The organism is Maribacter sp. MAR_2009_72, from assembly GCF_007827235.1.
Classification (GTDB): domain Bacteria; phylum Bacteroidota; class Bacteroidia; order Flavobacteriales; family Flavobacteriaceae; genus Maribacter; species Maribacter sedimenticola.
On sequence record NZ_VISB01000001.1, the window covers coordinates 3,199,576 to 3,221,907 of the forward strand.

A 22,332-nucleotide genomic window follows, 5' to 3' on the forward strand; every position below is an offset into this window, starting at 1 on the left:
TGGTCCAAAGGAAGTTTTTAAAGTATAATGACTAACAGCGAGTTTATAGATGTTAATTTATACAAGGTGATAGCCACTAACGTAACAACTACCAAACTTAGTGGTGGTAATTTTTATATTAATAATGCAGGGCAACAGTGTAGTATTAAGATTACTACCAAAATCGTGTATATAGATGGAAATTCCGTTTTAGTAACCGAATATTCTGGATGTGATGATAGCCCAAGACAGAAAACGGCATGTTCCATTACCACGGCTTCAAGTGATTGCCCAGACGGAGACGATGGCGAAGTGGCGGTGTTCAATAGAGCAACTGTAAGGAATATAAAGAAAAAATTGGATTTGGAGTATTATACTCCTGAATTTGACTGGATATCTTCCAATCATGCAGAGGCTGATAGATTGAACAATTTTATAAAAGACCATACGGTAAATGGGGTACTTGATTCGTTGGCGAAGGAGTTTGGGCTTAAAGCTTTGGAGGCTTGGATGGATGGGTATTCTGTGATATCCATTACTCCGTTAGTAAAATACCCCGTGGGAAGTGACTATGATAGTAATTACAAAAAACTAACGGAGTATTTAAAGAACCAGTTGCCAACTTTGGCAAACAATACGGCCATTGTAAATGCGTTTAAAGAATATACCAATGCCACAACGGAACAAATAGAACAAATTTTAAAATGGGGGGATGGTCCTGAGATTGTTATTAAACAATTGGAATCAGTAAGTGGTCATTTTAGCGAACCCAATACGTTAGAAATTGACATCGATTTGATTAATAATTTGGAAAATTCAGTTTCTGGATCGACATATAGTGAAAGTTTACTCTTCTTTATTGCAGTGACCATATTGCATGAGGCAGTACATTATGGCGATTTTAAATATAATAATGATTATTGGACTGGAAATTACCCATATACAAATGAAGAAGGATGGAGATTTGAAAATCAGGTATACGGTGGAGCCGTTATAATTAACGAAGAGGGAGAAATTACAATAGTACCTTTAAACTAAATAATATGAAAAAGAATATTCCAATCATATTTCTACTTTTTGTTTGTTGTAACTCTGAGAGTTTTAAAAAACAATCTGGAAGTTTAAAAACTAATTTTTATGACCTGTATTATTTAGAAATCGCAAATAGAAAATCAAATTTCTATCACTCAAATATTGATTCATTGGTTTTAATTAAAAATACTGATAAGATGTTTTCAAAAATGATTCATCTGGGATTAATCGATTCTGCAAGTGTTTTAAAAATAAAGGAAAGTAAATCGATAAAAGAAAATGCTCAATATAATATTGAAGTAACAGATACTGTTAAATTATTAATTAAAAAGTTAGCAGGTAACTTTGAAGTTTTTGATTATTTGTCCAAGCCAATAGAAATTTCGGGAAATAAGCGATTGCTTTTTTTTGAAAACCAGCATAAACTTGGTTATTCAAATGGCGTCGTTTTTTTCACCAAAGAAAAGGAAGGCTGGCGTTTAGATTCAATTAAAGTTCTTGATAATTATCGTGGAGGTTCGACATCTTGGTAGTAATGCCCAAATTGCATTTGAAACTCCCAACAAAATAATTCTTGATTTAGATTTGGTTAATTATTTGGAAAATTCAGTATCCAGTTCTCAATACGGTGAAACAATTTTATTTGTAGTAGGGGTAAGCGTATTACACGAAGCAGTACACTATGGTGATTTTACATACAATAATAACTATTGGCAAGGAAGAAATGATTGTCTTGATGGCGAAGAAGGATGGCTTTTTGAGGAAAGTGTTTATGGTACCAATGTAGGGATATTAACTGATGGAACGATTTATTTTTTCGACAGATGCGATTGATATTAATATATTTAAGTATAATTTGTTTTTTGGTATCCTGTAAGCAAGAATCAACAAATAGTAATTTACAGAAAAAGAATGAGCGTACTAATTTTTATGATATATACGTCCATGAAATAACAAAAAGAGATAAGGACATCAAATTAAAATTGCAAAATTTTGACTCTCTTCTTGAAGTTAATAATTTGGACAAGCTTCTAAATACTGCCCTAAAAAATAATCTAATTGACTCTACCATGATTAAAGGAGCCAATAGTAAATATCCCATAAAATTCTCTGATTCAATTTCAACATTGTTCAGGAAATCGAAGCAGAAGGATAAAATGGCTTTTTCCAAACCTTTTGTCGTAGATAGTAACTGTGTCATATTTGCCCAAACAGATAATTCATACGGGGGTGTATTTGAGATTATTTTTATGTCTAAATACAATCAGACTTGGAAATTGGACAGTACTCAAATTTTAATGAATTATAGAGGTTCTAATTTTAATAATGCTTATGCTCCTGAGAACCAAATTATAATTTCCCCTTGGCGCAATCTATTGCTCGTACCTAAACATTATATACAGCTAACCTCAGAACAAGCGCGACGCTTGCGCTAGCTAGGGAAGGTTCACAGGCGTTTATAAAAGAAAAGGAAATGGATTATTTTCAACAATAATGTCGGAAGAAAAATAGGAAGACATAAATAAACTATTTTTGAATATCGACTTGGTCAACGGCATTGAAAATCTCAATAATTCTCAAGAATTTAGAGAAGTTATGGCCTTTCTTATTGCAGTGACAATTTTACATGAATATGAGTTCAACACTAAAATTTGGTAAGTACTGGTCAAAAATTATAGTAGTATTTTATATTTTGGCTATATTTTTTTTAATAGTATATGTAGAGGATTTTTTCGTTTTCTCTATTTGGGATTCTTACATTGTAGTTGATAAGAATATTATTATCATAGGTTTGACCATTTTTATGATTATTTTTTCTTATTTACTCTTTGCCAGATCAAAAAAATATGAAAAATGATCTTAATATCCGTTGAGTATCATAACTCTGTAATCCCAACTATTAGGAGTTTGTCCTCCCGATGGCGCAAGTATCTTGCTCTTACACCGCCCGTTCCCTAACCTTGGCAATCACGGACTGCCCCGATGGGGAGATGGTGGTTTTGCCCAAAACTAAAGTAAATTATATAAAAAATTCTCTAGGTGTAAGCTATTATACTGAGGAGTTTTATTGGATTTCCAATAGTAATAACATAGAAGAGGTAGCTGCATTAAACAATTTTGTACTGGCCAATACGGTTAATGGGGTGCTTGATCCGTTTGTGAAGGAGTTTGCTCTTAAAGCTTTGGAGGATTTACAAGAATCCGTTACATGGACAACATTAAATCAAATTATAAAAGAAAATTTTAAAAATTATTGATGATAAAAGCTCAGGATTTAAAGTGTTAGCAATTAGTTCTTAAATTAAAAAAATGAATATTAAAATATTAATTTTAACCGTATTCCTTTTATCAATATGTGCGGATGTATATTCACAAAAAAAGGTTAGAAAAGTAGGTAGAGACACGTTATTTTTCAAATACGACACCAACTTCCTTCAGAAAACGGAAAAAGATAGTTCATTGTTTTATTTATCAAACATGCATAATAATTTAAGAGAAGGATTGAAGCTAAGTTTTAGACTTGAAGAATTGTTTAATGTAAAGAATGGAAAACCATTAAATTTTAAAGACTATTTAAAAAAAAGAGGCCTTTTTAATGAAGACAATTTTCAATATAAGTATATAAGGATTTTTAAAAAATTCGAAGACTATACGGTGATTTTTGTTGATTCTACTGAATACTCTGATTTAAGGTTTTATCAGGCAAACGCAATTTTAGATATAGAATAAAATACTTAAGTAGCTAACAACTTTAAAACATATGGATTGCCTTTTTTTCACAAAAGATAATTCTAAGAGCAGTTTGTAACTTTTAAAACAAACATGGTTCATCAGAAAAGCTAATTAATAAAAGAATACCAATATTATATTTTAGATATAAACCCTATTTTGTAATAAGTATTATTACTAAAATGTATCCCTTATAAGGATACCCAAGCAACGGATACCACTCATTTTAATCGAATATGGGTTACATTTTAAACCATAATTGTCAGAACTTCGAATACCATAAAAGATGTAGGTCTTTCCTTAGCGTAAAAATGTGGTTTTACAATTTGGTTCTTATATAAAATACCCTGACCTGAACAAAATTAATTACTCATGGAGAAAAAGAAATTTGATGTTTTTGTAATAGGTAGTGGTATTGCCGGCCAAACGGTGGCCAAAGCATGTGTAGAAGCAGGAAAGAAAGTGGCCATTGCAGATATTCGTGAGTTTGGAGGTACTTGTGCCAATAGAGGATGTGACCCCAAAAAAGTATTGATCGGTGCTACGGAAGCATTGGAGCAGGCTCACAATTTAAAAGGAAAGGGATTGCGAACTAAAACCACGATTAATTGGAAGCAATTGCAAAATTTTAAACAAAGCTTTACCGATAAGATACCTGCTGGCACAGAAAAGGAATTAAAGGATCTCGGAATTAAATTATACCATCAATCCCCTAAATTCTTGGATGAACAAACTCTTTCCGTAGAGGGTAAAACGGTTTCCGCGGAAAAAATTATCATTGCAACAGGCTTGGAGCCAAGACCTCTTTCTATTACAGGAGCCAAACACCTTAAGGTCAGCGACGATTTTTTAGATTTGAAAAAACTGCCCAAACAAATTGTCTTTATTGGAGCAGGATATATTGCCATGGAATTTGCACATATTGCAGCTAGGGCTGGAGCTAAGGTTACTGTTTTGGATACAGGAAAAAGAGTTTTAAAAGCTTTTGATCCGGACTTGGTGAAGGAACTGACCAAATATTCCGAATCTTTAGGGATTAAATTTATATTTGGAGCTAAGCCCACAGCCTTAAAGAAGAAAAGAAAGCGGTATAAACTTACCTATGAAATTAAAGGAAGTTCCAAAATCATTAAATCCTATGCGGTATTCAATACTGCCGGTAGGGTGCCTGCAATTAAGGAACTGGAACTGGAGAAAGGTAATGTAGACTTTAATGAAAAGGGGGTTGTTACCAATGGCTATTTGCAAAGTACTAGTAATACCAACGTTTATGCTTGTGGAGATGTTTCCGATAAAAATTTGCCTTTGACCCCATTATCCGGTAGGCAAGGCTATGTGGTTTCCGAGAATATTTTAAAGGGGAATTCCAAGGAACTAAGCGTTCCTGTAATTCCTTCAGTGGTATTTACACTACCCAATTTGGCCACGGTTGGATATTCGGAAAAAGAGGCCCGTGGTAGGTATAAAAAGATAAGGGTAAATTATGATGTAGTACCCGGTTGGTTCAACGCTAAACGCATTAATGCACCGTTGTATGCCTATAAAGTGATTATGAACGATCGTACAGGAGAAATTGTTGGAGCTCATTTGTTGGGACCAAATGCCGGCGAAATAATCAATCTTTTTGCATTGGCCATTAACAAAGGTATGACGGACAAGGATATTAAATCTACCATCTTCACATACCCAAGCTGGGCCAATGATTTAAAGAGTATGGTCTAAGGTTTTTGCCGTAACCGCTCTTGAAGTTTTTTAAACGGATTTGTTCCACGATTTTTATATCCATGTGCCATGATGGCCAAGAGTAAGAGTACACAGCCCGCCAAGGCCGTATTCGCTATGGTAGAAAATGTGTCTTGGTGCCGTATATAAATTGCGAACAAGGCCCAAATGCCTACCGCAGCAAATTCTCTCATGTTCCTTTTCCATATCATAAGCAGGTTCAAAACAATAGCAACTATAATCATATTTACGGTCCAAGCGGTTTCAGAAAGAATGCCACCGTTCCAATCAAGTTTACTTAGATAAGCCGAAATATTTGCTATAGTTGCTACGGAAATCCATCCGCTATAAAAACAAATAGGCCACCATACAAAGGCAATGGTAGTAATGGGAGCGTCCCAACGTTCCATATTGGTGTTGAGGATTATTTTGATGAGGGATACTAATATGCCTAGCATTATTAGCACGGAAAGACCGGTATAGTCATAGACAAAAGCAAATACCCAACAACAATTTAAAATATTGGCTATTGCAAACCAATACCCGGTCTGCTCTATAAAAACACTTTTCTTATTACTAAAAAACGCGCGCCTTACTTGAAATATTCCATAAACCAAAAGTGCTAAGAAAATGACACCCCAAATGGCAAAGGCAAAGCCTGCCGGCGTAAACAGATTTTCATAACGTGCACTTATTTCACCAATAGTAGTATTGTTGAACGACATGGATTGGGATATGTAATTGACCCCAATGACCAATAGTACCGATACTAAATTTATAATGGCCAGTCTTTTCTTCATAATACTCAAAGCTATCATGTTAAATTTAGAGAAAAGAACTTATATAAAGAATTAAATGAACTATTTACGATAGCGACGCTTTTTCTTTACCTCTTTTATAGGTACAGGTAGCACAGCATCTCCTAGTAAGGCAAATACTTCGCAACCTTCACAAGGTTCTAGCGTGTAGGTTCCTGTAAACTCACCAAACGCAGGTAAAATCATTTGGTCTATTGTTTTATAAAAGCAAGGTAGTTTAACGGACTGGCGTCCCAATCCACTTAATTTAATGGCAGGGTGAATATGGCCGGAGAAATTAAATAGTCCGTCACTTTTCATAGGGTGGTGGGTCAATAAAAAAGAACCTAGTACCATTTCTTCCACTACGTTTATCCCTATTGCCTTGTACTTTAATGGGGACAATATATCATGGTTGCCGCTGACCAAAATAATATCCAAGGTTTTTTCTTGTACCCAATTCTCGAAAATTTCCCATTCCCTATTTAACGATGAGTGGAACAGATCACCCATAAAGACTAGGGTCTTTGGTTTAAAGTATGCAATGGACTCATCCATCATATCAAAATTTTTTTGAACTGCGGCCTGCGGTACGGCCGCTCCATATTTTCTAAAATGCGATACCTTTCCCAAATGCACATCACTTACCAAAAGCATGGATCGTTCTTCCCAGAAAAGTGTTCCGGAGAAATGCATTTTAAAGGATTGATCACGAATTTGAATGGGGTGGGCCATAAACAGACAAAGATAATAAATAGAAAGCCGATCCGTTATGTCTTGGTAATTTTAAACCAACCTTAATAATATCCACATGAAAAAAGTATTTATTTTTTGTAGTATAATAGCATTGGGCCTATTTGCTTCTTGTAGTAACGATGAAAATACGGAAGAATCTGAAAATGCGTTAATTGGATCATGGCAACTTGTTGCAGAATACGATAATGATGAGCCTTATGAATTGACTGCTTGTGAACTTGAACAGACTATTGTCTTTAAAGCGGACAACTCTTATCAATACATAAGCTATTCTCCTACGGATGATGAGGGAAGTGAATGTGCGGTAGATGATTATTCTACCATTGGTGACTGGTCTATTACTTCTAAAGGAAAGATGATGATTTCAGATGAGTATATAGAAATAGAAGTAAATTATACCGTATCTGGAGATACATTTACGATGTCCTATACCGATTCTTATGATGGCGAGGAATACACGGTAAAAAGTGTCTATACCAAAATTTAAATTATTGAATATCAATATTGTTGACCCACTATGGCCAAAAGTTATAGTGGGTTTTTTATTTTTTCATTAGCAGGGCGGCCATTTTTTTTATACGATCTTCTAATTTTTCACTTGATAATTTTTCCCTGTTCATACGCTCGGTAATCAATGGAAAAGAGAATGGTGTAGCCTTATCACATTGTTTCCATATAATGTTCTGTGTGGCAATACGCTCTAACGATAACCGTAAACGTCCTTCTTCCAACTGATGTTCAAAGGTTTCCGTAAAAGCTTGTTGGTAAAGCAAATTCTCCGGTTCGTAATCACGAAAAACATCGAACAATAATTGCGAGTTGCTCTGCAAATGTTTCATCTTGATGTTCTTTTTAGGATAGCCGGTAAAAACCATACCACTAATAATGGCCACGTCCCTAAATTTACGCCGTGCCATTTCCGTGGCATTTAGACTTTTTTGCAAATCGTCCAGCATATAATCCGTGGAGAACAGATCATTATCAAGAACTTGTTGTATATCTATGGGTTGGTCGGATAAAAGCTCAAAGCCATAATCGTTGAAGGCCAAGGAAAAAGTTATGGGCGTCAATAGACTAATACGGTACCCTAATAAACTACCCATGGCCTCATGCACGAACCTACCTTCAAACGGATAAAAGATATGGGTATACCCTTCGCGGGTTTTGAAGGATTCTATTAAAAATTCATTGGGCCTGGGCACTATACTTTCTCTCCGCTGACGTTCAAATAAAGGGGCCAACGCCCGTATTTCTTTAGATTGTTTTTCTTTTGGTTCGCTAGAACTATAAAGTTCCTCCCTTAGTAATTCTGACATTTGTGCGGACAGGGTGAGTCTACTGCCCATCCAACTTGTAATTTTATTCGTTTTTTTATTGGAATTCCTTACTTGTACGGTCATATCCTTGATCCGTATAAATTCTAAATTCCTACCGGCAAAGGTAAATACGTCACCCCTGTTCAATTTAGATATAAAAAACTCTTCTACGGAACCTATATATCCGCCTTTTTGATATTTTACCGCTAAATTGGCATCGCCCACAATGGTGCCGATCTGAAATCTATGGCGCATGGCTACGCCTTTATTGGTTACGGTAAATTTGCCATCTTCCTCAACTTCTACCTTTTTATATTCATCATAGGACTGTAGGCTTTGGCTGCCCATTACCAAAAAATTCAACAACCATTGCCATTTCTCCACGGTTATCGCCTGAAAACAGAACGTTTCCTTAATCTCCCTGTAAATTTCCTTGGGGTAAAAACCATTGGATATTGCCAAAGTGGTCAAGTATTGCAGCAATACATCATAACTATTTAGATAGGGCAAACGGTCCTCGACGGAATTAAGTTTTACCGCTTTTTGTAATGCCGATGCCTCTATAAGTTCTATGGCGTGTGTAGGTAAAAAGTAAATGACACTTTCCTTGCCCGGTCTATGTCCGCTGCGGCCCGCCCTTTGTAAAAACCGGGCTACCCCTTTTGGTCCGCCAATTTGAACTACCGTTTCTACAGGGGCAAAGTCTACGCCCAAATCTAAACTTGAAGTACAAACAACTGCTTTTAAATCTTCATTACGGATCGCATTTTCTACCCAAACCCGGGTTTCTTTGTTAATGCTGCCATGGTGCATTGCCATTTCGCCGGCATATTCAGGATGTTTTTCCAATATTTTTTGAAACCAGATTTCACATTGGCTGCGTGTATTGGTAAATAATAAGGTGGTTGTACTGTGGTTGATTATTGGTACCACATCTTCCAATAAATGCAAACCCAAATGACCACGCCATGGAAACGTCTCCATTTTTTTGGGTATGATGCTCTTAACCGTGATTTTTTTATTGATATTGGCCTTGATCAAAATAGAATTATCAAAGGCATTGGTGCCGGGACCCAACAAAACTTCACGCGCTTGTTCCAAATTACCAATGGTGGCAGATATTCCCCAAATGCGCAATTCTTTTGAAATACCCTTTAAACGAGAAAGGGCCAGCTCCATCTGTACGCCTCTTTTGGTACCTAAAATTTCATGCCATTCGTCGACTACGATTGCAGAGCAGTCTTTAAAAATTTTATCATACCCCTTGGTGGCCAATAGTAATTGCAAACTTTCTGGTGTGGTAATGAGCAGGTCTGGCATTTGTTTCTTTTGCCGTGCCCGTTCTTTCGTAGATGTATCACCTGATCGGATGCCAACGGTCATTTGTGTGCCCAAGTCTGCCGTTACCCTTTCCGCAGATTGTTTTATTTCTTGGGAAAGTGCACGTAGGGGTGTTATCCAGACCGCTTTTAGTCCCTTTTTATGTTTGGTCCGGTACTCCGGATTCTGTTTCATATAGTTCAATACTATAGGAAACCAGAGTGCATAGGTCTTGCCACTTCCGGTGGGGGCGTTCAATAATCCGTTTTTACCCTGTAGAAAAGCCTTCCAAGTATCTTTTTGGAATTTAAACGGTTTCCAATGTTGTTCTTGAAACCATTCTTGGGCAATATTAAACAATTCTTCTCTGTTCATTTTCTGGTATTACCATCAAATTACTTGTAGCTATTTTTCAACGGATTCCTTACTTTTCTGTTCCTTTTTTTGGGTTTTGGATTCTTGGGCCGTACCTGGAATCAGTTGTCTTAGATCTTTCAAAGTATTGGCTTCGTGAATATTCTTGTCCTTGCGCCAACGTAGCATTCTTGGAAACCTCGTTGCGAGACCACTTTTATGTCTTTTTGATAAGGCAATACCTTCAAAGGCAATTTCAAAAACATGATGGGGAGTAACGCTTCTTACCGGTCCAAAACGTTCCAGGGTATTTTTTTTGATCCAGGCATCCAGCTTTCTAAATTCGGCATCGGTTAGTCCGGAATATGCTTTTGCAAAGGTGACCAGTTCTTTTTCTCCTTCGTCATTATCGTTCCATAAAGCAAAGGTGTAATCCGTAAACAAATTGCTTCGTCTACCATGGCCGCGCATGGCATAGGTCAGCACGGCATCAATGGTCAAGGGGTCTACCTTCCATTTCCACCAATCGCCCTTTTTTCTACCTACCAAATACGGGGAATCTTTTCGCTTGAGCATTAAACCTTCACTATGCATTTCACGGGCACGTTCCCGTTCTTTTGCAACGTCTTCCCATGATGTGAAATATATAGTTTGGGAAAGATGAAGGGGGATATCGCTTCGGCTACGCTCAGTGACCTTACTTTGGTTTTGTTCAGTGACATTTTTAAAAAGATTTTCCAAAATATGTCTTCGTTCCTTAAAAGGTAATTGGCGTATATCCTTTCCTTCCCATTCCAAGAGATCATAGGCTTTTAATATGACCGGTACTTTTTTTAGCAATGCAGCAGAAACTGTCTTTCTGCCAATTCTGGTTTGAAGGTCATTGAAGGTACCGATATGATTATTTGGATAGGGTAATATTTCACCATCTATGACCGTACCGTTGGGTATAGTGCCAATAAATTTTTCAAATTCAGGGTACTTGTCGGTAACCAATTCTTCGCCACGGCTCCATACAAATAGTTCATCATTTCTAAGGATTACTTGAGAACGAATTCCGTCCCATTTATGTTCTGCAGACCAAGCGGTAACTTCGCCTAAATCCTCTACTTCATCTTCTATGGCGTATGCTAAATAAAATGGATATGGTTTTGATAAATAATCACTTTCATTCTCCTCTAAAATGAGTTGTTGAAAGGTAATGGTGTTAGGGTCCCATTTACCCATAAGCTTATACGCTAAAATATCCTCATCTATTTCTGTAGCTTTGGCCAAGGCGCGCGTCATTAGTTTTTGGCTTACCCCAATTCTGAAACCTCCGGTGATAAGCTTTGTGAACACAAAACGCTCATAGTAGTTTAGGACCTTCCAGTGCTCGTGCAGATAGTTCTTCTTTTCTTCATCCGATTTTTTCTTCAGCGCAATCATTTCCCGTAGATATTCGGTAAGACTTTTATCCGAAGAAAGTTCCGTGGCGGGGATTATCAATGCGATGGTTTCGGCCAAATCTCCAACAATATGATAACTTTCCTCAAAAAGCCATAATGGAATATTGGCCAGTTCTGATGCCCATTCCCTTAATAAGGTCGTATTGACAGGTCTTGGAGGCCTTCTATGCGATAAAATGGCTATAGTCCATACCTTGTCAACATCACTTGCATTTCTAAAATAGGTGGTAAGCGCCTGAACTTTGACCGTTGTCTTATTGGTGCTATCCAATGCTTTTATGAGTAGAGCAAAATTTTTCATACCGTTGCCGTTGATTTTGAAGCTAACGCAACTTCTGTTTCTTCCTCCCCATATTGTGTGGCTTCCGTACGGGCATCGTAGCCCTGTTCCCGTAGGTATCTGGAAAATATGTCCGTATACCCGTGGGTGCATATTATTTTCTCTGCCCCGGTTTCCTTGATACTGCTCAATAGTCCGCTCCAGTCACAATGATCGCTGAGAACAAATCCTTTGTCCACGGCCCTTCTTCTCCTTGCCCCTCTAAAGGTCATCCACCCACTGGCCGAGGCCGTTACGTAGGGCACCATTTTGCGGATCCATGTACTGCCATGGGCACTAGGCGGTGCCAGTACAATGTTGCCCAATAATTGATCCTTTTTGGTATCCCTGGCAATCAAGGTGGTTTTTGGAAAATCTACCAAAGGGCGTAGCACCTCTGTCATGTTTTCAATAGCCCCATGGGTGTAGATTTCACCTATATCGGTATCAAGATATTTAAGTAGTCGCTGTGCTTTTCCCAAGCTGTAGCCAAATAAGATAGAGGTTTTGCCTTCAGCCCTATTCTCTGCCCACCAATTGTTGATATCCGCCAACACCACATCTTGAGGTGTCCAGGTAAAGGCAGGTAGGCCAAAAGTGCATTCCGTAATAAATGTATGGCATTTAATAGGTTCGTAAGGGGTGGAAATACCATCGTTTTCGGTTTTATAATCTCCGGTAAAAACCCATACCTCCCCTTTGTGTTCTACCCTTATCTGTGAAGAACCTATGATATGTCCGGCCGGATGCAGGCTAAATTTTACATTGTTTATGAGAAAGGGTTCTCCCCAGTGTTTTCCAGCTACATTTATTTCGCCTAAACGATGGGAAATTATAGGTACGTTTCTATGATGCGTAATGTAATTTTTATGACCATAGCGGCTATGGTCTGCATGGCCATGGGATATTATTGCCTTGTCCACAGGTTTCCATGGGTCTAGATATACATTTGCTTTTTCGCAATAGATACCCTTGTCCGTAAATTGTAAAAGGGGTGTTTTCATAGCTACCGAAAGTTACGAACTTTACAGGTAAACAAAGTTGTGGACAATGTAAACTATGACCTCTAAAAAATTTATATTTGCTCAATAATTAAAAATTACGATATGTCTTTTGCAGATTTATATACTAGTGGTGAGCACAGAAGAAATTTGGCCCATTTTGCCGCATTGGCAACATTGGCATCCATTGACGGAGAAATAAGTGCCGAGGAAAAAGCCTTGTTAGACCGTTTTGCAAGTAAATTGGATATTACCAAGGCGGAATATGAGGAAGTTCTTAAAAAAGAGAACAAGTATCCTATAGATTCTACTCCAGATTCTGAGAAAAGGCTTGAGCGTTTATATGACCTGTTCAGAATAATTTATTCTGATCATGCCATTGATGACGAAGAAATGATATTGATAAAGAAGTATGCTATTGGACTAGGGTTTACTGGTGAAAAAGCTGATAAGGTCATTGAGCGTTCTATAGCAATATTTGGCGGAAAAATAGATTTTGAAGATTATCTATATCTGCTAAAGCACTAAATATGTGCGGTAAAATATGAAAAAGGGAGCGTAACGCTCCCTTTTTTAATGGTATTTATTTAAAAATTCCTGAAGTTTTTCAACCATTTTCCTGCTACCGCAGAAAAACGGCACACGTTGGTGCAACTCTGTCGGTTCTATGTCCATAATACGGGTTTTTCCCCCAATGGCCAGACCATTGGCCTGCTCCGCAAGAAAGGCCATAGGATTGCATTCATAGAGCAATCTTAGTTTGCCACTTTCCGTAACACTGCTTTTAGGATACATATAAATGCCTCCTTTGATCATATTTCTATGAAAATCAGATACCAATGAACCTATGTATCTTGAAGTGTAGGGCCGGTCACCCTCTTCCATTTGACAATATTTTATATAATCCTTTACGCCTTGATGAAAATGGACGTAATTTCCTTCGTTGACCGAATAGATTTTACCTTCTTCTGGAAATTGCATGTTAGGGTGGGAAAGGTAAAAGGTACCCAAGGCCGGGTTTAAGGTAAACCCGTTAACCCCATCACCTGTAGTATATACCAGCATGGTAGATGTACCATATACCACGTACCCTGCAGCAACCTGCTTATTTCCGGGTTGTAAAAAATCTTCTATGGTTACCGGTGTTCCTACCGGTGTAACCCGTCGGTAAATGGAAAAGATCGTACCTACCGAAACGTTTACGTCTATATTGGACGAACCGTCCAGGGGATCAATCAGAACTATATATTTGTTCTGGTTATTTTTGTCATTACTGTTAATACTGATGAAACTATCCTCTTCTTCAGATGCAATACCACAGACAATTTCCCTATTGCGCAACGTCTGTATAAATTTGTCGTTTGCAAACAAATCTAGTTTTTGCTGGTCCTCACCTTGTATATTGGTTTCACCAACTCCACCTAATATATCTATTAACCCCGCCTTACTAACCTCATGGTTTACAACTTTTGCCGCAAGTCTAATAGCGTTGATCAATTTTGATAATTCGCCTGAGGAATATTGAAATGAATCTTGATTTTCAATGATAAACTCTCCAAGTGTTTGGTTTGTTTTAGGTGCCATGCTTTAGTTTATAGTTATTTACAAATATCCGATATTTTGTTAAACGTTCAATTTAGATTTTAATTTCATTTTTTAAATTTATAACTTTGTGTTTTATTTGTAACAATTATGGAATATACAATTCGAGAGGGACAACCAAAAGACATGGAACAGGTTTTGAACTTAATTCATGAGCTGGCTTCTTTTGAAAAGGAAGCACATGCGGTTGAGCTTAGTTTAGAGGATTTACAAAGAGATGGTTTTGAAGATAACCTTTTTCATTGTTTTGTTGCGGAAAAGGAAGATAAAATTGTAGGAATGGCATTGGTTTATCCAAGGTATTCTACGTGGAAGGGACCGGTAATTCATCTAGAAGACCTCATTGTGACCAAGGAAATGCGCGGAAGCGGTTTGGGAACCTCCCTATTGAACGAAGTTGTAAAATACGGTAATGACCTAGGTGTTAAGCGGATCAGTTGGGAAGTATTGGATTGGAACGAGCCTGCCATTGGTTTTTATGAAAGTAAGGGCGCAAACGTAATGCGCGATTGGGATGTGGTTCAATTAGATGAAGCGGGAATAAAAAATTACTTGAGCGCTATTGCTTAGGCATCACATTGATTAAATAAGATTTTAAATATAAAATATACTATGAGGGTTTTTAAATTTGGGGGAGCGTCCGTTAAAGATGCAAATGCCGTTAGAAATGTAGTAAAGGTTTTGAAAGAAGTAGGATATGACAATACATTATTGGTTGTATCCGCTATGGGTAAGACCACCAATGCAATGGAAGACATAATCAATGCCTATTTTCAGGACAAGAACGATATCCCTTCCAAAGTAGCGGAGTTGGTAGACTATCATCACGAAATAGTATCGGAACTATTTCCTAATGCACAGCATCCGATCTATAACGAAATAAAGATCTTAATTGATGAAATCAATGGTTTTTTGGTATGGAATAAATCTCCCAATTACAATTTTGTCTATGACCAGGTAGTGGGTTATGGGGAATTGATTTCCACAACCATCATAAGTGCTTATTTAAAGGAAATAGGCATTGCCAATAATTGGTTGGATGTGCGCAATTTTATTAAGACCGATAGTGTCTATAGGGATACAACCGTTAATTGGGAGCGTACACAGGAAAATGTTACTAAAATCGATAAAAAGGTATTGAACATTACACAAGGTTTCTTAGGTAGTGATGACAATAATTTTACCACCACCTTGGGCCGGGAAGGTTCTGACTATACTGCGGCAATCTTGGCGTATTGCCTTAATGCAGATTCCGTCACCATTTGGAAAGATGTACCTGGCGTATTGAATGCAGACCCCAGGTATTTCAAAGAGACCCAACTGCTTAACAACATTTCTTACAGAGAGGCTATTGAGCTTGCCTTTTACGGGGCTTCTGTTATACACCCAAAAACATTGCAGCCGTTACAGCGCAAGGAGATTCCCCTGCATGTAAAATCATTTATAAATCCTGTCAACAAAGGTACCACGGTAGGTAAAGGTGTGGGCATTGAACCAAAAGTACCTTGTTTTATCGTTAAGAAGAATCAAGTATTGATGAAATTGTCTTCTTTGGATTTTTCATTTATCGTAGAAGATAGTATCAGTGAACTTTTCAAATTATTCCATGAGCACAAGATAAAAGTTGACCTGATCCAAAATTCAGCCATTAGTTTTTCTGTATGTGTAGACAATAAATTTGGTGGCTTGGAAAAATTATTACAACAATTGCGGAGCAAGTTTAAGGTTGCGTACCATGAAAATGTTTCATTGTACACCATACGCCACTTTGATACCAAGGCCTTGGAAACCTTACAGAACGGACATGAATTGCTTTTAGAACAACGTGGTACCGAAACCGTACAGCTTGTGGTTAAATAACCCTAAGTTGCAACATGGGTTTTTAAACAAGTACCCTTCTGCTATTTTCCTATATTTACGATCTAAATGAGGAAGAGAATATGGGTCTAGTAACCGCTAAAGAAATAGCCAAGGCGATCAACCTTACCAAATATGGTGTTTTAGGAACATTTATTGGTTGGGTGTTAATGAAAGTTACCCGTATATCAAGTATCAACAAGTTTTATGATAGCATTGCGCATTTGGATGGCGAGGCTTATGCAAATGCTATTTTAGAACATTTTGAAATTGATTACGAAATACCGGAGGAAGATTATAAACGCCTACCAAAAGAAGGACCTTATGTGACCATTAGCAACCACCCATTGGGTGCTATAGACGGTATCTTACTTTTTAAACTAATGGTAAGGCAAAGGCCCGATTTTAAGATAATGGCCAATTTTTTATTGCAGCGTATGGTGCCTATTGAGCCCTATATTCTTCCGGTAAACCCATTTACGGAACACAGGGAGGCCAAGAGCAGTGTAGCCGGTTTTAAGAACACTTTACAACATTTAAGAAACGGTCATGTACTTGGTGTTTTTCCTGCCGGCGAAGTATCTACCATCAAGGACGGTAAACTTATTGTGGACAAACCATGGGAAGAAGCGGTTTTGAAATTGATACGTAAGGCAGAAGTTCCCGTAGTTCCAATTTATTTTCATGCCCGCAATAGTTCCTTGTTCTATCGCATTTCCAAATTTGGCGATTCTCTGCGTACCGCCATGATACCTTCCCAAGTTTTTACCCAGAACAATAGGCCTATAAAAGTAAGAATTGGTCAGCCTATATCCGTGGCTACACAAAATGAGCAGGAAAGTTTGGTAGAGTATACGGAACTTTTACGCCGTAAGACCTATATACTTTCCAATGCGTACGAAAAGGAACGTTTGATTGATCAGATACCAACTTCACTAAAGTTGCCCAAGCAGCCCAAAAAAATAGCTTCCGCGGTACGCAAGGAGGTTATGGAAGGTGAAATTGATAAACTTAGGGAGAAAGATTGCCGTCTTCTTCAAAGTAAGAATTACGAAGTATTCTTGGCCAAGGAAAAGGATATGCCTTTTATCCTAAAGGAAATAGGTAGACAGCGCGAAGTGACCTTTAGGGCAATAGGCGAGGGGACCAACAAGGCCATTGACCTAGATACGTTCGATACGTATTATCATCATCTGTTTTTATGGGATAATGATGTAAAATGTATTGTTGGGGCCTACCGTATGGGAATGGGCTCGGAAATATTTCCAAAGTATGGAATAGACGGATTTTATCTGCAAGATCTTTTTAGGGTAGAACCAGAATTGTATGATATGATGAAGGATTCCATTGAAATGGGAAGGGCCTACATTACAAAGGAATATCAACAAAAACCAATGCCCTTATTTTTGTTGTGGAAAGGTATTGTGCATACCACTTTAAGATTTCCTGAGCACAAATACCTTATTGGTGGGGTAAGTATCAGTAATCAGTTTTCTAACTTCTCCAAATCATTAATGATCGAATTTATGAAATCTAATTATTGGGATCCCTATGTAGCCCAATACATTAGGCCCAAAAAAGAGTTCAAGGTAAAACTAAAAGATGCGGACAAAGAGTTCGTGTTTGATGAAACACAGGCCGATCTTAACAAGTTTGATCGTTTAATCGATGAGGTGGAGCCCGGCAGCTTACGTTTGCCCGTACTTATAAAGAAGTATATCAAACAAAACGCGAAAGTGGTGGCGTTTAACGTTGATCCCTTATTCAATAATTCTGTAGACGGATTAATGTACATTAAAATTTCAGATTTACCCGAGAGCACCGTAAAACCGGTTATGGAAGAATTTCAGGCAGAACTTGAACGTAGATTGCAAGAGGCACAAAATCCTGATATTGATAGTGAAAACGTGTAGTTTAATCTACGCCAATTACCTTGCTCCTTCTTTCAAAAAGTACATTGTCCATCCATATACCTTTTAATTTACCCACCCGCTCGCGTACTCCTATTTGTCTAAAACCAACAGCTTTATGTACTTTTATGCTACCAATGTTTGTTGGAAATACACCAGATTGTAAGGTCCATATACCTTCCTTCTCGCTCGCTTGGATCAAATGCGACAATAATTGCTTGCCAACACCTTTTCCCCTGCTAGATTGGGATATATAGATGCTTACCTCTGCTACGCCTCCATATACACATCTGCTGGAAACAGGCGATAGTGCGGCCCATCCTAAAATTTTAGATCCGTTTAAGGCTACCAACCTACAGATTTCCATATGGGCCCTTTCCCATACTTCATAGGATGGAATTTCAGTTTCAAAAGTAGCTACACCTGTAGCGATACCTTCAGCGTAAATGTCAGCTACAGATTCCCAATCTGTAGCCAACATAGGTCTTATCGTTGGTTTTGCCATAACCATTTATTTTAACAACATCCACTGCCAGGAGCACATGCCGTTTCCGTGGTCTGTTCAGAAGTCTCTGGAACCCCACAGGTTTCTTTTGCCTTACAATCTGTCTTTTCTACACCCAAATGTACAATTAAACTGTCTTCCTTGATTTGGTGTGACAATACATATAATTGGGCCGTATGAAAAGTAGCATTGCTATATTCAAATTTGACCTCTACCTCTTTTTCCATAGGCTTTATTTTATTAACCTTGTTCAAAATACCCAAGGCTTTGTAAGCGGACATGTATTCTCTTTTTCCTAGTTCTGATGGACTTTCCCATAATTGAATAATGGTTTCTTTCCATGCATCTGTACCCGCACCACAATCCACAGATTCTATACTAATATTTTTGACCTCTGTAATGTGATAATTTGTTCCTACTAAAACGCCTGGTTTATATTCAAAAACTAAGGCTTTATTTGAATTTTGCTTTAAAAGATTTAAAAATTCCGATGTTTTCATGATAAATGATTTTTATTAGCAACAATTGTTTTTAGTGGTATTAAAAAAGGAATTGACCAAAGATTGGATTTCTGCCCAACGTTCTAAATCAATACAGTAACAAACTTTTTTACCTTCTATTTCCCCCTTTATTAAATTAATACTCTTTAACTCTTTAAGGTGTTGGGATATAGTGGGTTGGGCCAAGCCAATCTCATCTACAATATCATTGCAAATACAAGAATCTTGTTGGCTTATGTATTGTAAAATGGCAATTCTTGCAGGATTTGATAAAACCTTGAACAAGATGGCCAGTTCATTCTGTTTGGTATTAAAAATTTGTGTCTTTGTAACTCCCATTGTAATATTTATATATTGCAATATTACGATAATAATTTAAATAAAAAAAGCCGAGTGGTTAAATAACTCGACTTTAAGATGTTAGAACCAAGGTTTTCTACCTACTTGGTAGGTGTTGTAAAACTCTTCGTCTGATTTTGTCAAGTAGATAATTCCTTCAATTAGGCCAATTACACTTGGAATCCAGAAAAAGAACGCACCTATAACAATACACGTGGTTGCATACCCTAATATGGTAACACCTAATAATATAAATCCTTCTTTTTGATATCCAAGTAAAAATTTATGAACACCTAGTGCCCCTAAAATTATTGCTAAAATACCTACTAATACTTTCTTGTTTTCTCCCCCGGCACCGCTAAAGGCTTCTTTGGCACCTGCCGTAAATTCATCAGCGGTTCTTTTTGCATTTTCACTAAACTCGTTTGCCGTTTCTTTGGCTTCATTTGAAAAATCCTTTGCAGATTCTTTGGCGTTGTCAAAAGCTTCCTCTGCTTTATCTCCGAAGTCTTTATTGTTTTCTGACATGGTTATAATTGTTGGTTATTATTGTTATAAATGTAAAGAAATATTAATGATTACAAAAATGCTGTATCAATTGGTTCCCAGAGCTCTATTTTATTACCGTCCGGGTCTAATATCCAACCAAATTTACCATACTCATATTCCTCAATTTTACCTACAACAGTAACCCCTTCAGACTTTAATACCTCAAGTAATTCCACTAAATTTTCTACCCTAAAGTTCATCATAAAGCTAGATTTACTGGGTGAAAAATAGGTTGTATCCTGTGGCATAGGGCTCCATTGGGTGGAGCAATCGTTCCCTTCCTTGTCCTTCCACCAAAATGTGCAACCAAATTGGTCCGTATTTAATCCTAAATGATTTTTATACCAGTCCTTGATTTTATTTGGGTCATTGGTCTTATAAAAAAAGCCACCTAAGCCGGTTACTCTATTCTTCATAGTATGTACTTTTTAGTTATTGTTATTTTTTAATATGCTGTTCATATATCTCAATCCATGATTCGGCACTCATTTTTGTACATAACTCCCCTATAAGTTGGTAAGAAATGTCGTCTATTTTTTTAAAGCGGATGCAACTCTTACCCATATCCAGTTTTTGAGCCGTGTGCTTTGGGTATTCTTGGACGAACCAAGACATTAAACCATTGTCCGCATATATACCGGAGTGATATAGGGCTATATAATTCTTCTGTGACGCCAAATTAATAAAAGGTAAGGGTAATGCTGGATTAACATGATAACCTGATGGGTAGACAGCGTGGGGAACCACATAACCTAACATGCCGTAACTAAGCTGTTCTTCAAAAGTACTGGGTAAATTTTTACGTATGGTAGCCCGTAGTTGTTCAATTACCTTTTTGCGTTCCACTGGAAGTTGATTTATATAATCTTTTGGTGTACTTGCGGCAAATTTCATGGTTAGTGCATTTAAATCAAAAGTAATATAGGCTAGCCATAGTAAGTTATGAAAATTAATTGATGGATATGCTTAGCAAAATTTATTTTTAATTTTATCCACGACAGTCTGTGCAAGTTTTATTTTGCTTTCAACGGTCCAACCTGCTACGTGGGGAGATAATATTACATTATCGGCTTTGATCAGATATTCAAATGCATCTGGTAATTGGTCATCCGTAAACATATGTTCAAAAGATGCTTTTTCATATTCCAGAACATCTAGACCGGCGCCTAATATTTTTCCGGACTTTAAAGCCGCTACCAAGTCTTGGGTATCAATGCATTTTCCCCTAGCGGTATTAATGATCCAAAAGGATTTTTTAAATTTTTCTATGAATTCTGTACGGAACATGCCAATGGTATCTTGGGTTTGTGGTACATGAAGACTAATGACATCTACACGATCTTGGAATTCCATTATGCCTACTTGCCTTGCATGTTCATCTTCTACACCACCCTTTATATCATAACATATGACTTCCTCAACATCAAAACCTTTTAGTTTTTTAGCAAAGGCCTTGCCCATATTGCCATAGCCGATAATACCTACAACTTTTCCTTCCAATTCTAACCCTCTATTACCTTCCCGGTCCCATTTTCCGCTTCTTACTTCATGGTCCGCTTTGTTCAGTTTATTGAAAAGTGATAGTAACATACCTAGCGCATGTTCCCCCACTGCATTTCTATTGCCTTCTGGTGCAGCGGCCAAAAAAACGCCCAAGGATTTTGCATACTGTGTATCTATATTCTCTAGTCCTGCCCCAAGTCTACCAATAAATTTTAGATTTTTGGCCTTATCCAAAAAATCCGCGTCAATGGAAAACCTGCTTCTAATTATAATTCCGTCGTAATGGGATATCCTTGTTGCTATCTCTTCTTTCGTGGAAGTATAATCCTCATGGTTCTCAAAGCCAAGTTCAGAAAATTGTTCTATAATTAATGGGTGGTTTATATCTACGTGCAATACTTTCATTTTCTCTGGGAATTATATTTTGGGGTAGTTCGTTTTGGATATTTCATGTATTGTTGCGCCTGTATGCTGCGTGCTTAATTTTTCAAATAAGAGCACATGTACAATTTCGCCGTTTTTGGTCATTGGGCAATGTTCCGTTCCTTTTGGCACAATAATGACCTCACCTTCCTCTACAACTTCTGTACGGTCGCGAAACTGCATGTACAATGTTCCTTTTTGTACATGAAAGAGTTCATCCTCATATTCATGGGCATGCCAGACAAATTCTCCTTTTACTTTTGCCAATAATACGTGCATATCATCAACAATACCTATTTGGTGGGGATGCCAAAATGAATCTACATGTTCAAACTTATCGTTAAGATTAATTTTTTTCATCTGTCAACCA

General features: G+C 37.4%; 26 protein-coding genes. 12 read left to right on the forward strand and 14 right to left on the reverse strand.

Features of this window, described 5'->3' with window-relative positions; translation table 11 throughout:
* Nucleotides 1-27 precede the first annotated feature (27 nt).
* The 7 genes from JM81_RS13465 to JM81_RS13495 all read left to right on the forward strand — a co-directional run bounded on the left by JM81_RS13465 (nucleotide 28) and on the right by JM81_RS13495 (nucleotide 5,463).
* Nucleotides 28-1,017, forward strand: a complete 990-nt coding sequence (locus JM81_RS13465) for a hypothetical protein (protein ID WP_144804176.1) — start codon at nucleotides 28-30, stop codon at nucleotides 1,015-1,017.
* 5 nt (nucleotides 1,018-1,022) lie between these two features.
* Complete coding sequence (locus JM81_RS13470) at nucleotides 1,023-1,544, forward strand: hypothetical protein (RefSeq protein ID WP_144804178.1); 522 nt, start codon at nucleotides 1,023-1,025, stop codon at nucleotides 1,542-1,544.
* Complete coding sequence (locus JM81_RS13475) at nucleotides 1,522-1,845, forward strand: hypothetical protein (protein WP_186435576.1); 324 nt, start codon at nucleotides 1,522-1,524, stop codon at nucleotides 1,843-1,845. The genes JM81_RS13470 and JM81_RS13475 overlap by 23 nt, the downstream gene beginning before the upstream one ends.
* The gene (locus JM81_RS13480; protein WP_144804182.1) at nucleotides 1,836-2,447 is read left to right on the forward strand and encodes a hypothetical protein; all 612 of its coding nucleotides are present in this window, start codon (nucleotides 1,836-1,838) and stop codon (nucleotides 2,445-2,447) included. Before JM81_RS13475 ends, JM81_RS13480 begins: the two co-directional genes overlap by 10 nt.
* Nucleotides 2,448-2,930: 483 nt before the next feature.
* Nucleotides 2,931-3,269 carry a hypothetical protein gene (locus tag JM81_RS13485; RefSeq protein WP_144804184.1) on the forward strand — a complete coding sequence of 113 codons (339 nt, stop codon included), beginning with the start codon at nucleotides 2,931-2,933 and terminating at the stop codon, nucleotides 3,267-3,269.
* 52 nt (nucleotides 3,270-3,321) lie between these two features.
* Complete coding sequence (locus JM81_RS13490; protein WP_144804186.1) at nucleotides 3,322-3,741, forward strand: hypothetical protein; 420 nt, start codon at nucleotides 3,322-3,324, stop codon at nucleotides 3,739-3,741.
* Between the two features lie 372 nt (nucleotides 3,742-4,113).
* Entirely contained in the window at nucleotides 4,114-5,463 is a 1,350-nt protein-coding gene (locus tag JM81_RS13495) for a dihydrolipoyl dehydrogenase family protein (protein WP_144804188.1), read from the forward strand.
* Here JM81_RS13495 and JM81_RS13500 read toward each other — a convergent pair.
* Nucleotides 5,460-6,263 carry a tryptophan-rich sensory protein gene (locus JM81_RS13500; protein WP_144804190.1) on the reverse strand — a complete coding sequence of 268 codons (804 nt, stop codon included), beginning with the start codon at nucleotides 6,261-6,263 and terminating at the stop codon, nucleotides 5,460-5,462. The two genes, JM81_RS13495 and JM81_RS13500, sit on opposite strands and share 4 nt — an antisense overlap.
* 60 nt (nucleotides 6,264-6,323) lie before the next feature.
* A complete protein-coding gene (pdeM, locus tag JM81_RS13505) occupies nucleotides 6,324-6,995 on the reverse strand; it encodes a ligase-associated DNA damage response endonuclease PdeM (protein ID WP_144804191.1) in 672 nt (223 codons plus the stop codon).
* A gap of 76 nt (nucleotides 6,996-7,071) precedes the next feature.
* Between pdeM and JM81_RS13510 the strand changes: the two genes are divergently transcribed.
* Entirely contained in the window at nucleotides 7,072-7,503 is a 432-nt protein-coding gene (locus JM81_RS13510; protein ID WP_144804192.1) for a lipocalin family protein, read from the forward strand.
* A 55-nt stretch (nucleotides 7,504-7,558) separates the two neighbouring features.
* On the opposite strand, the gene JM81_RS13515 is transcribed toward JM81_RS13510, so the two are convergent.
* Genes JM81_RS13515 through JM81_RS13525 form a run of 3 tightly spaced genes read right to left on the reverse strand, consistent with a single transcriptional unit; the run spans nucleotide 7,559 to nucleotide 12,777 of the window.
* Nucleotides 7,559-10,027, reverse strand: coding sequence for a ligase-associated DNA damage response DEXH box helicase (locus JM81_RS13515; RefSeq protein WP_144804194.1), 2,469 nt, complete (start codon nucleotides 10,025-10,027; stop codon nucleotides 7,559-7,561).
* Nucleotides 10,028-10,057: 30 nt separating this feature from the next.
* Nucleotides 10,058-11,755, reverse strand: coding sequence for an ATP-dependent DNA ligase (locus JM81_RS13520; protein WP_144804196.1), 1,698 nt, complete (start codon nucleotides 11,753-11,755; stop codon nucleotides 10,058-10,060).
* Complete coding sequence (locus JM81_RS13525) at nucleotides 11,752-12,777, reverse strand: ligase-associated DNA damage response exonuclease (protein ID WP_144804198.1); 1,026 nt, start codon at nucleotides 12,775-12,777, stop codon at nucleotides 11,752-11,754. The genes JM81_RS13520 and JM81_RS13525 overlap by 4 nt, the downstream gene beginning before the upstream one ends.
* Before the next feature lie 102 nt (nucleotides 12,778-12,879).
* On the opposite strand from JM81_RS13525, the gene JM81_RS13530 reads away from it, so the two are divergent.
* Entirely contained in the window at nucleotides 12,880-13,302 is a 423-nt protein-coding gene (locus JM81_RS13530; RefSeq protein ID WP_089258909.1) for a TerB family tellurite resistance protein, read from the forward strand.
* Nucleotides 13,303-13,347: 45 nt separating this feature from the next.
* Here the strand turns inward: JM81_RS13530 and fbp are convergent, their stop codons facing one another.
* Nucleotides 13,348-14,358 carry a class 1 fructose-bisphosphatase gene (fbp, locus tag JM81_RS13535; RefSeq protein ID WP_089258911.1) on the reverse strand — a complete coding sequence of 337 codons (1,011 nt, stop codon included), beginning with the start codon at nucleotides 14,356-14,358 and terminating at the stop codon, nucleotides 13,348-13,350.
* A gap of 108 nt (nucleotides 14,359-14,466) precedes the next feature.
* Between fbp and JM81_RS13540 the strand changes: the two genes are divergently transcribed.
* The 3 genes from JM81_RS13540 (at nucleotide 14,467) to JM81_RS13550 (ending at nucleotide 18,146) form a co-directional block, all read left to right on the forward strand.
* Nucleotides 14,467-14,946: a GNAT family N-acetyltransferase gene (locus JM81_RS13540; protein WP_144804200.1), complete on the forward strand. Its 480-nt coding sequence runs from the start codon at nucleotides 14,467-14,469 to the stop codon at nucleotides 14,944-14,946.
* A gap of 42 nt (nucleotides 14,947-14,988) precedes the next feature.
* Nucleotides 14,989-16,236, forward strand: coding sequence for an aspartate kinase (locus JM81_RS13545; protein WP_089258915.1), 1,248 nt, complete (start codon nucleotides 14,989-14,991; stop codon nucleotides 16,234-16,236).
* A gap of 80 nt (nucleotides 16,237-16,316) precedes the next feature.
* Nucleotides 16,317-18,146, forward strand: a complete 1,830-nt coding sequence (locus tag JM81_RS13550) for a GNAT family N-acyltransferase (protein ID WP_144804202.1) — start codon at nucleotides 16,317-16,319, stop codon at nucleotides 18,144-18,146.
* A gap of 1 nt (nucleotide 18,147) precedes the next feature.
* Here JM81_RS13550 and JM81_RS13555 read toward each other — a convergent pair whose 3' ends face one another.
* The 8 genes from JM81_RS13555 to JM81_RS13590 all read right to left on the reverse strand — a co-directional run bounded on the left by JM81_RS13555 (nucleotide 18,148) and on the right by JM81_RS13590 (nucleotide 22,322).
* A complete protein-coding gene (locus JM81_RS13555; protein WP_144804204.1) occupies nucleotides 18,148-18,648 on the reverse strand; it encodes a GNAT family N-acetyltransferase in 501 nt (166 codons plus the stop codon).
* Nucleotides 18,649-18,659: 11 nt separating this feature from the next.
* Nucleotides 18,660-19,148 (reverse strand): DUF6428 family protein, encoded by a 489-nt coding sequence (locus JM81_RS13560; protein ID WP_144804206.1) that lies wholly within the window; start codon nucleotides 19,146-19,148, stop codon nucleotides 18,660-18,662.
* Nucleotides 19,149-19,163: 15 nt separating this feature from the next.
* Nucleotides 19,164-19,487 (reverse strand): ArsR/SmtB family transcription factor, encoded by a 324-nt coding sequence (locus JM81_RS13565; protein WP_144804208.1) that lies wholly within the window; start codon nucleotides 19,485-19,487, stop codon nucleotides 19,164-19,166.
* An 81-nt stretch (nucleotides 19,488-19,568) separates the two neighbouring features.
* Nucleotides 19,569-20,015 carry an NINE protein gene (locus JM81_RS13570; protein WP_144804210.1) on the reverse strand — a complete coding sequence of 149 codons (447 nt, stop codon included), beginning with the start codon at nucleotides 20,013-20,015 and terminating at the stop codon, nucleotides 19,569-19,571.
* 50 nt (nucleotides 20,016-20,065) lie between these two features.
* Entirely contained in the window at nucleotides 20,066-20,452 is a 387-nt protein-coding gene (locus JM81_RS13575) for a VOC family protein (protein ID WP_144804212.1), read from the reverse strand.
* Nucleotides 20,453-20,474: 22 nt separating this feature from the next.
* Nucleotides 20,475-20,930 (reverse strand): DUF1801 domain-containing protein, encoded by a 456-nt coding sequence (locus tag JM81_RS13580; protein WP_144804214.1) that lies wholly within the window; start codon nucleotides 20,928-20,930, stop codon nucleotides 20,475-20,477.
* 72 nt (nucleotides 20,931-21,002) lie between these two features.
* The gene (locus tag JM81_RS13585; RefSeq protein ID WP_144804216.1) at nucleotides 21,003-21,944 is read right to left on the reverse strand and encodes a 2-hydroxyacid dehydrogenase; all 942 of its coding nucleotides are present in this window, start codon (nucleotides 21,942-21,944) and stop codon (nucleotides 21,003-21,005) included.
* A gap of 12 nt (nucleotides 21,945-21,956) precedes the next feature.
* On the reverse strand, nucleotides 21,957-22,322 hold the full coding sequence (locus JM81_RS13590) for a cupin domain-containing protein (RefSeq protein ID WP_144804218.1): 366 nt from the start codon (nucleotides 22,320-22,322) through the stop codon (nucleotides 21,957-21,959).
* Between the last annotated feature and the right edge of the window lie 10 nt (nucleotides 22,323-22,332).

What these genes read in the sequence shown, in the direction of transcription:
- JM81_RS13525 (WP_144804198.1), bottom strand. Translation starts at nt 12,777, where the DNA reads ATGAAAACACCCCTTTTACAATTTACGGACAAGGGTATCTATTGCGAA.
- JM81_RS13510 (WP_144804192.1), top strand. Translation starts at nt 7,072, where the DNA reads ATGAAAAAAGTATTTATTTTTTGTAGTATAATAGCATTGGGCCTATTT.
- JM81_RS13570 (WP_144804210.1), bottom strand. Translation starts at nt 20,015, where the DNA reads ATGTCAGAAAACAATAAAGACTTCGGAGATAAAGCAGAGGAAGCTTTT.
- JM81_RS13585 (WP_144804216.1), bottom strand. Translation starts at nt 21,944, where the DNA reads ATGAAAGTATTGCACGTAGATATAAACCACCCATTAATTATAGAACAA.
- JM81_RS13530 (WP_089258909.1), top strand. Translation starts at nt 12,880, where the DNA reads ATGTCTTTTGCAGATTTATATACTAGTGGTGAGCACAGAAGAAATTTG.
- JM81_RS13485 (WP_144804184.1), top strand. Translation starts at nt 2,931, where the DNA reads ATGGCGCAAGTATCTTGCTCTTACACCGCCCGTTCCCTAACCTTGGCA.
- JM81_RS13550 (WP_144804202.1), top strand. Translation starts at nt 16,317, where the DNA reads ATGGGTCTAGTAACCGCTAAAGAAATAGCCAAGGCGATCAACCTTACC.
- JM81_RS13545 (WP_089258915.1), top strand. Translation starts at nt 14,989, where the DNA reads ATGAGGGTTTTTAAATTTGGGGGAGCGTCCGTTAAAGATGCAAATGCC.
- JM81_RS13565 (WP_144804208.1), bottom strand. Translation starts at nt 19,487, where the DNA reads ATGGGAGTTACAAAGACACAAATTTTTAATACCAAACAGAATGAACTG.
- JM81_RS13470 (WP_144804178.1), top strand. Translation starts at nt 1,023, where the DNA reads ATGAAAAAGAATATTCCAATCATATTTCTACTTTTTGTTTGTTGTAAC.
- JM81_RS13490 (WP_144804186.1), top strand. Translation starts at nt 3,322, where the DNA reads ATGAATATTAAAATATTAATTTTAACCGTATTCCTTTTATCAATATGT.
- JM81_RS13515 (WP_144804194.1), bottom strand. Translation starts at nt 10,027, where the DNA reads ATGAACAGAGAAGAATTGTTTAATATTGCCCAAGAATGGTTTCAAGAA.
- JM81_RS13540 (WP_144804200.1), top strand. Translation starts at nt 14,467, where the DNA reads ATGGAATATACAATTCGAGAGGGACAACCAAAAGACATGGAACAGGTT.
- JM81_RS13555 (WP_144804204.1), bottom strand. Translation starts at nt 18,648, where the DNA reads ATGGCAAAACCAACGATAAGACCTATGTTGGCTACAGATTGGGAATCT.
- JM81_RS13500 (WP_144804190.1), bottom strand. Translation starts at nt 6,263, where the DNA reads ATGAAGAAAAGACTGGCCATTATAAATTTAGTATCGGTACTATTGGTC.
- JM81_RS13580 (WP_144804214.1), bottom strand. Translation starts at nt 20,930, where the DNA reads ATGAAATTTGCCGCAAGTACACCAAAAGATTATATAAATCAACTTCCA.
- fbp (WP_089258911.1), bottom strand. Translation starts at nt 14,358, where the DNA reads ATGGCACCTAAAACAAACCAAACACTTGGAGAGTTTATCATTGAAAAT.
- JM81_RS13465 (WP_144804176.1), top strand. Translation starts at nt 28, where the DNA reads ATGACTAACAGCGAGTTTATAGATGTTAATTTATACAAGGTGATAGCC.
- JM81_RS13495 (WP_144804188.1), top strand. Translation starts at nt 4,114, where the DNA reads ATGGAGAAAAAGAAATTTGATGTTTTTGTAATAGGTAGTGGTATTGCC.
- pdeM (WP_144804191.1), bottom strand. Translation starts at nt 6,995, where the DNA reads ATGGCCCACCCCATTCAAATTCGTGATCAATCCTTTAAAATGCATTTC.
- JM81_RS13480 (WP_144804182.1), top strand. Translation starts at nt 1,836, where the DNA reads ATGCGATTGATATTAATATATTTAAGTATAATTTGTTTTTTGGTATCC.
- JM81_RS13520 (WP_144804196.1), bottom strand. Translation starts at nt 11,755, where the DNA reads ATGAAAAATTTTGCTCTACTCATAAAAGCATTGGATAGCACCAATAAG.
- JM81_RS13560 (WP_144804206.1), bottom strand. Translation starts at nt 19,148, where the DNA reads ATGAAAACATCGGAATTTTTAAATCTTTTAAAGCAAAATTCAAATAAA.
- JM81_RS13590 (WP_144804218.1), bottom strand. Translation starts at nt 22,322, where the DNA reads ATGAAAAAAATTAATCTTAACGATAAGTTTGAACATGTAGATTCATTT.
- JM81_RS13575 (WP_144804212.1), bottom strand. Translation starts at nt 20,452, where the DNA reads ATGAAGAATAGAGTAACCGGCTTAGGTGGCTTTTTTTATAAGACCAAT.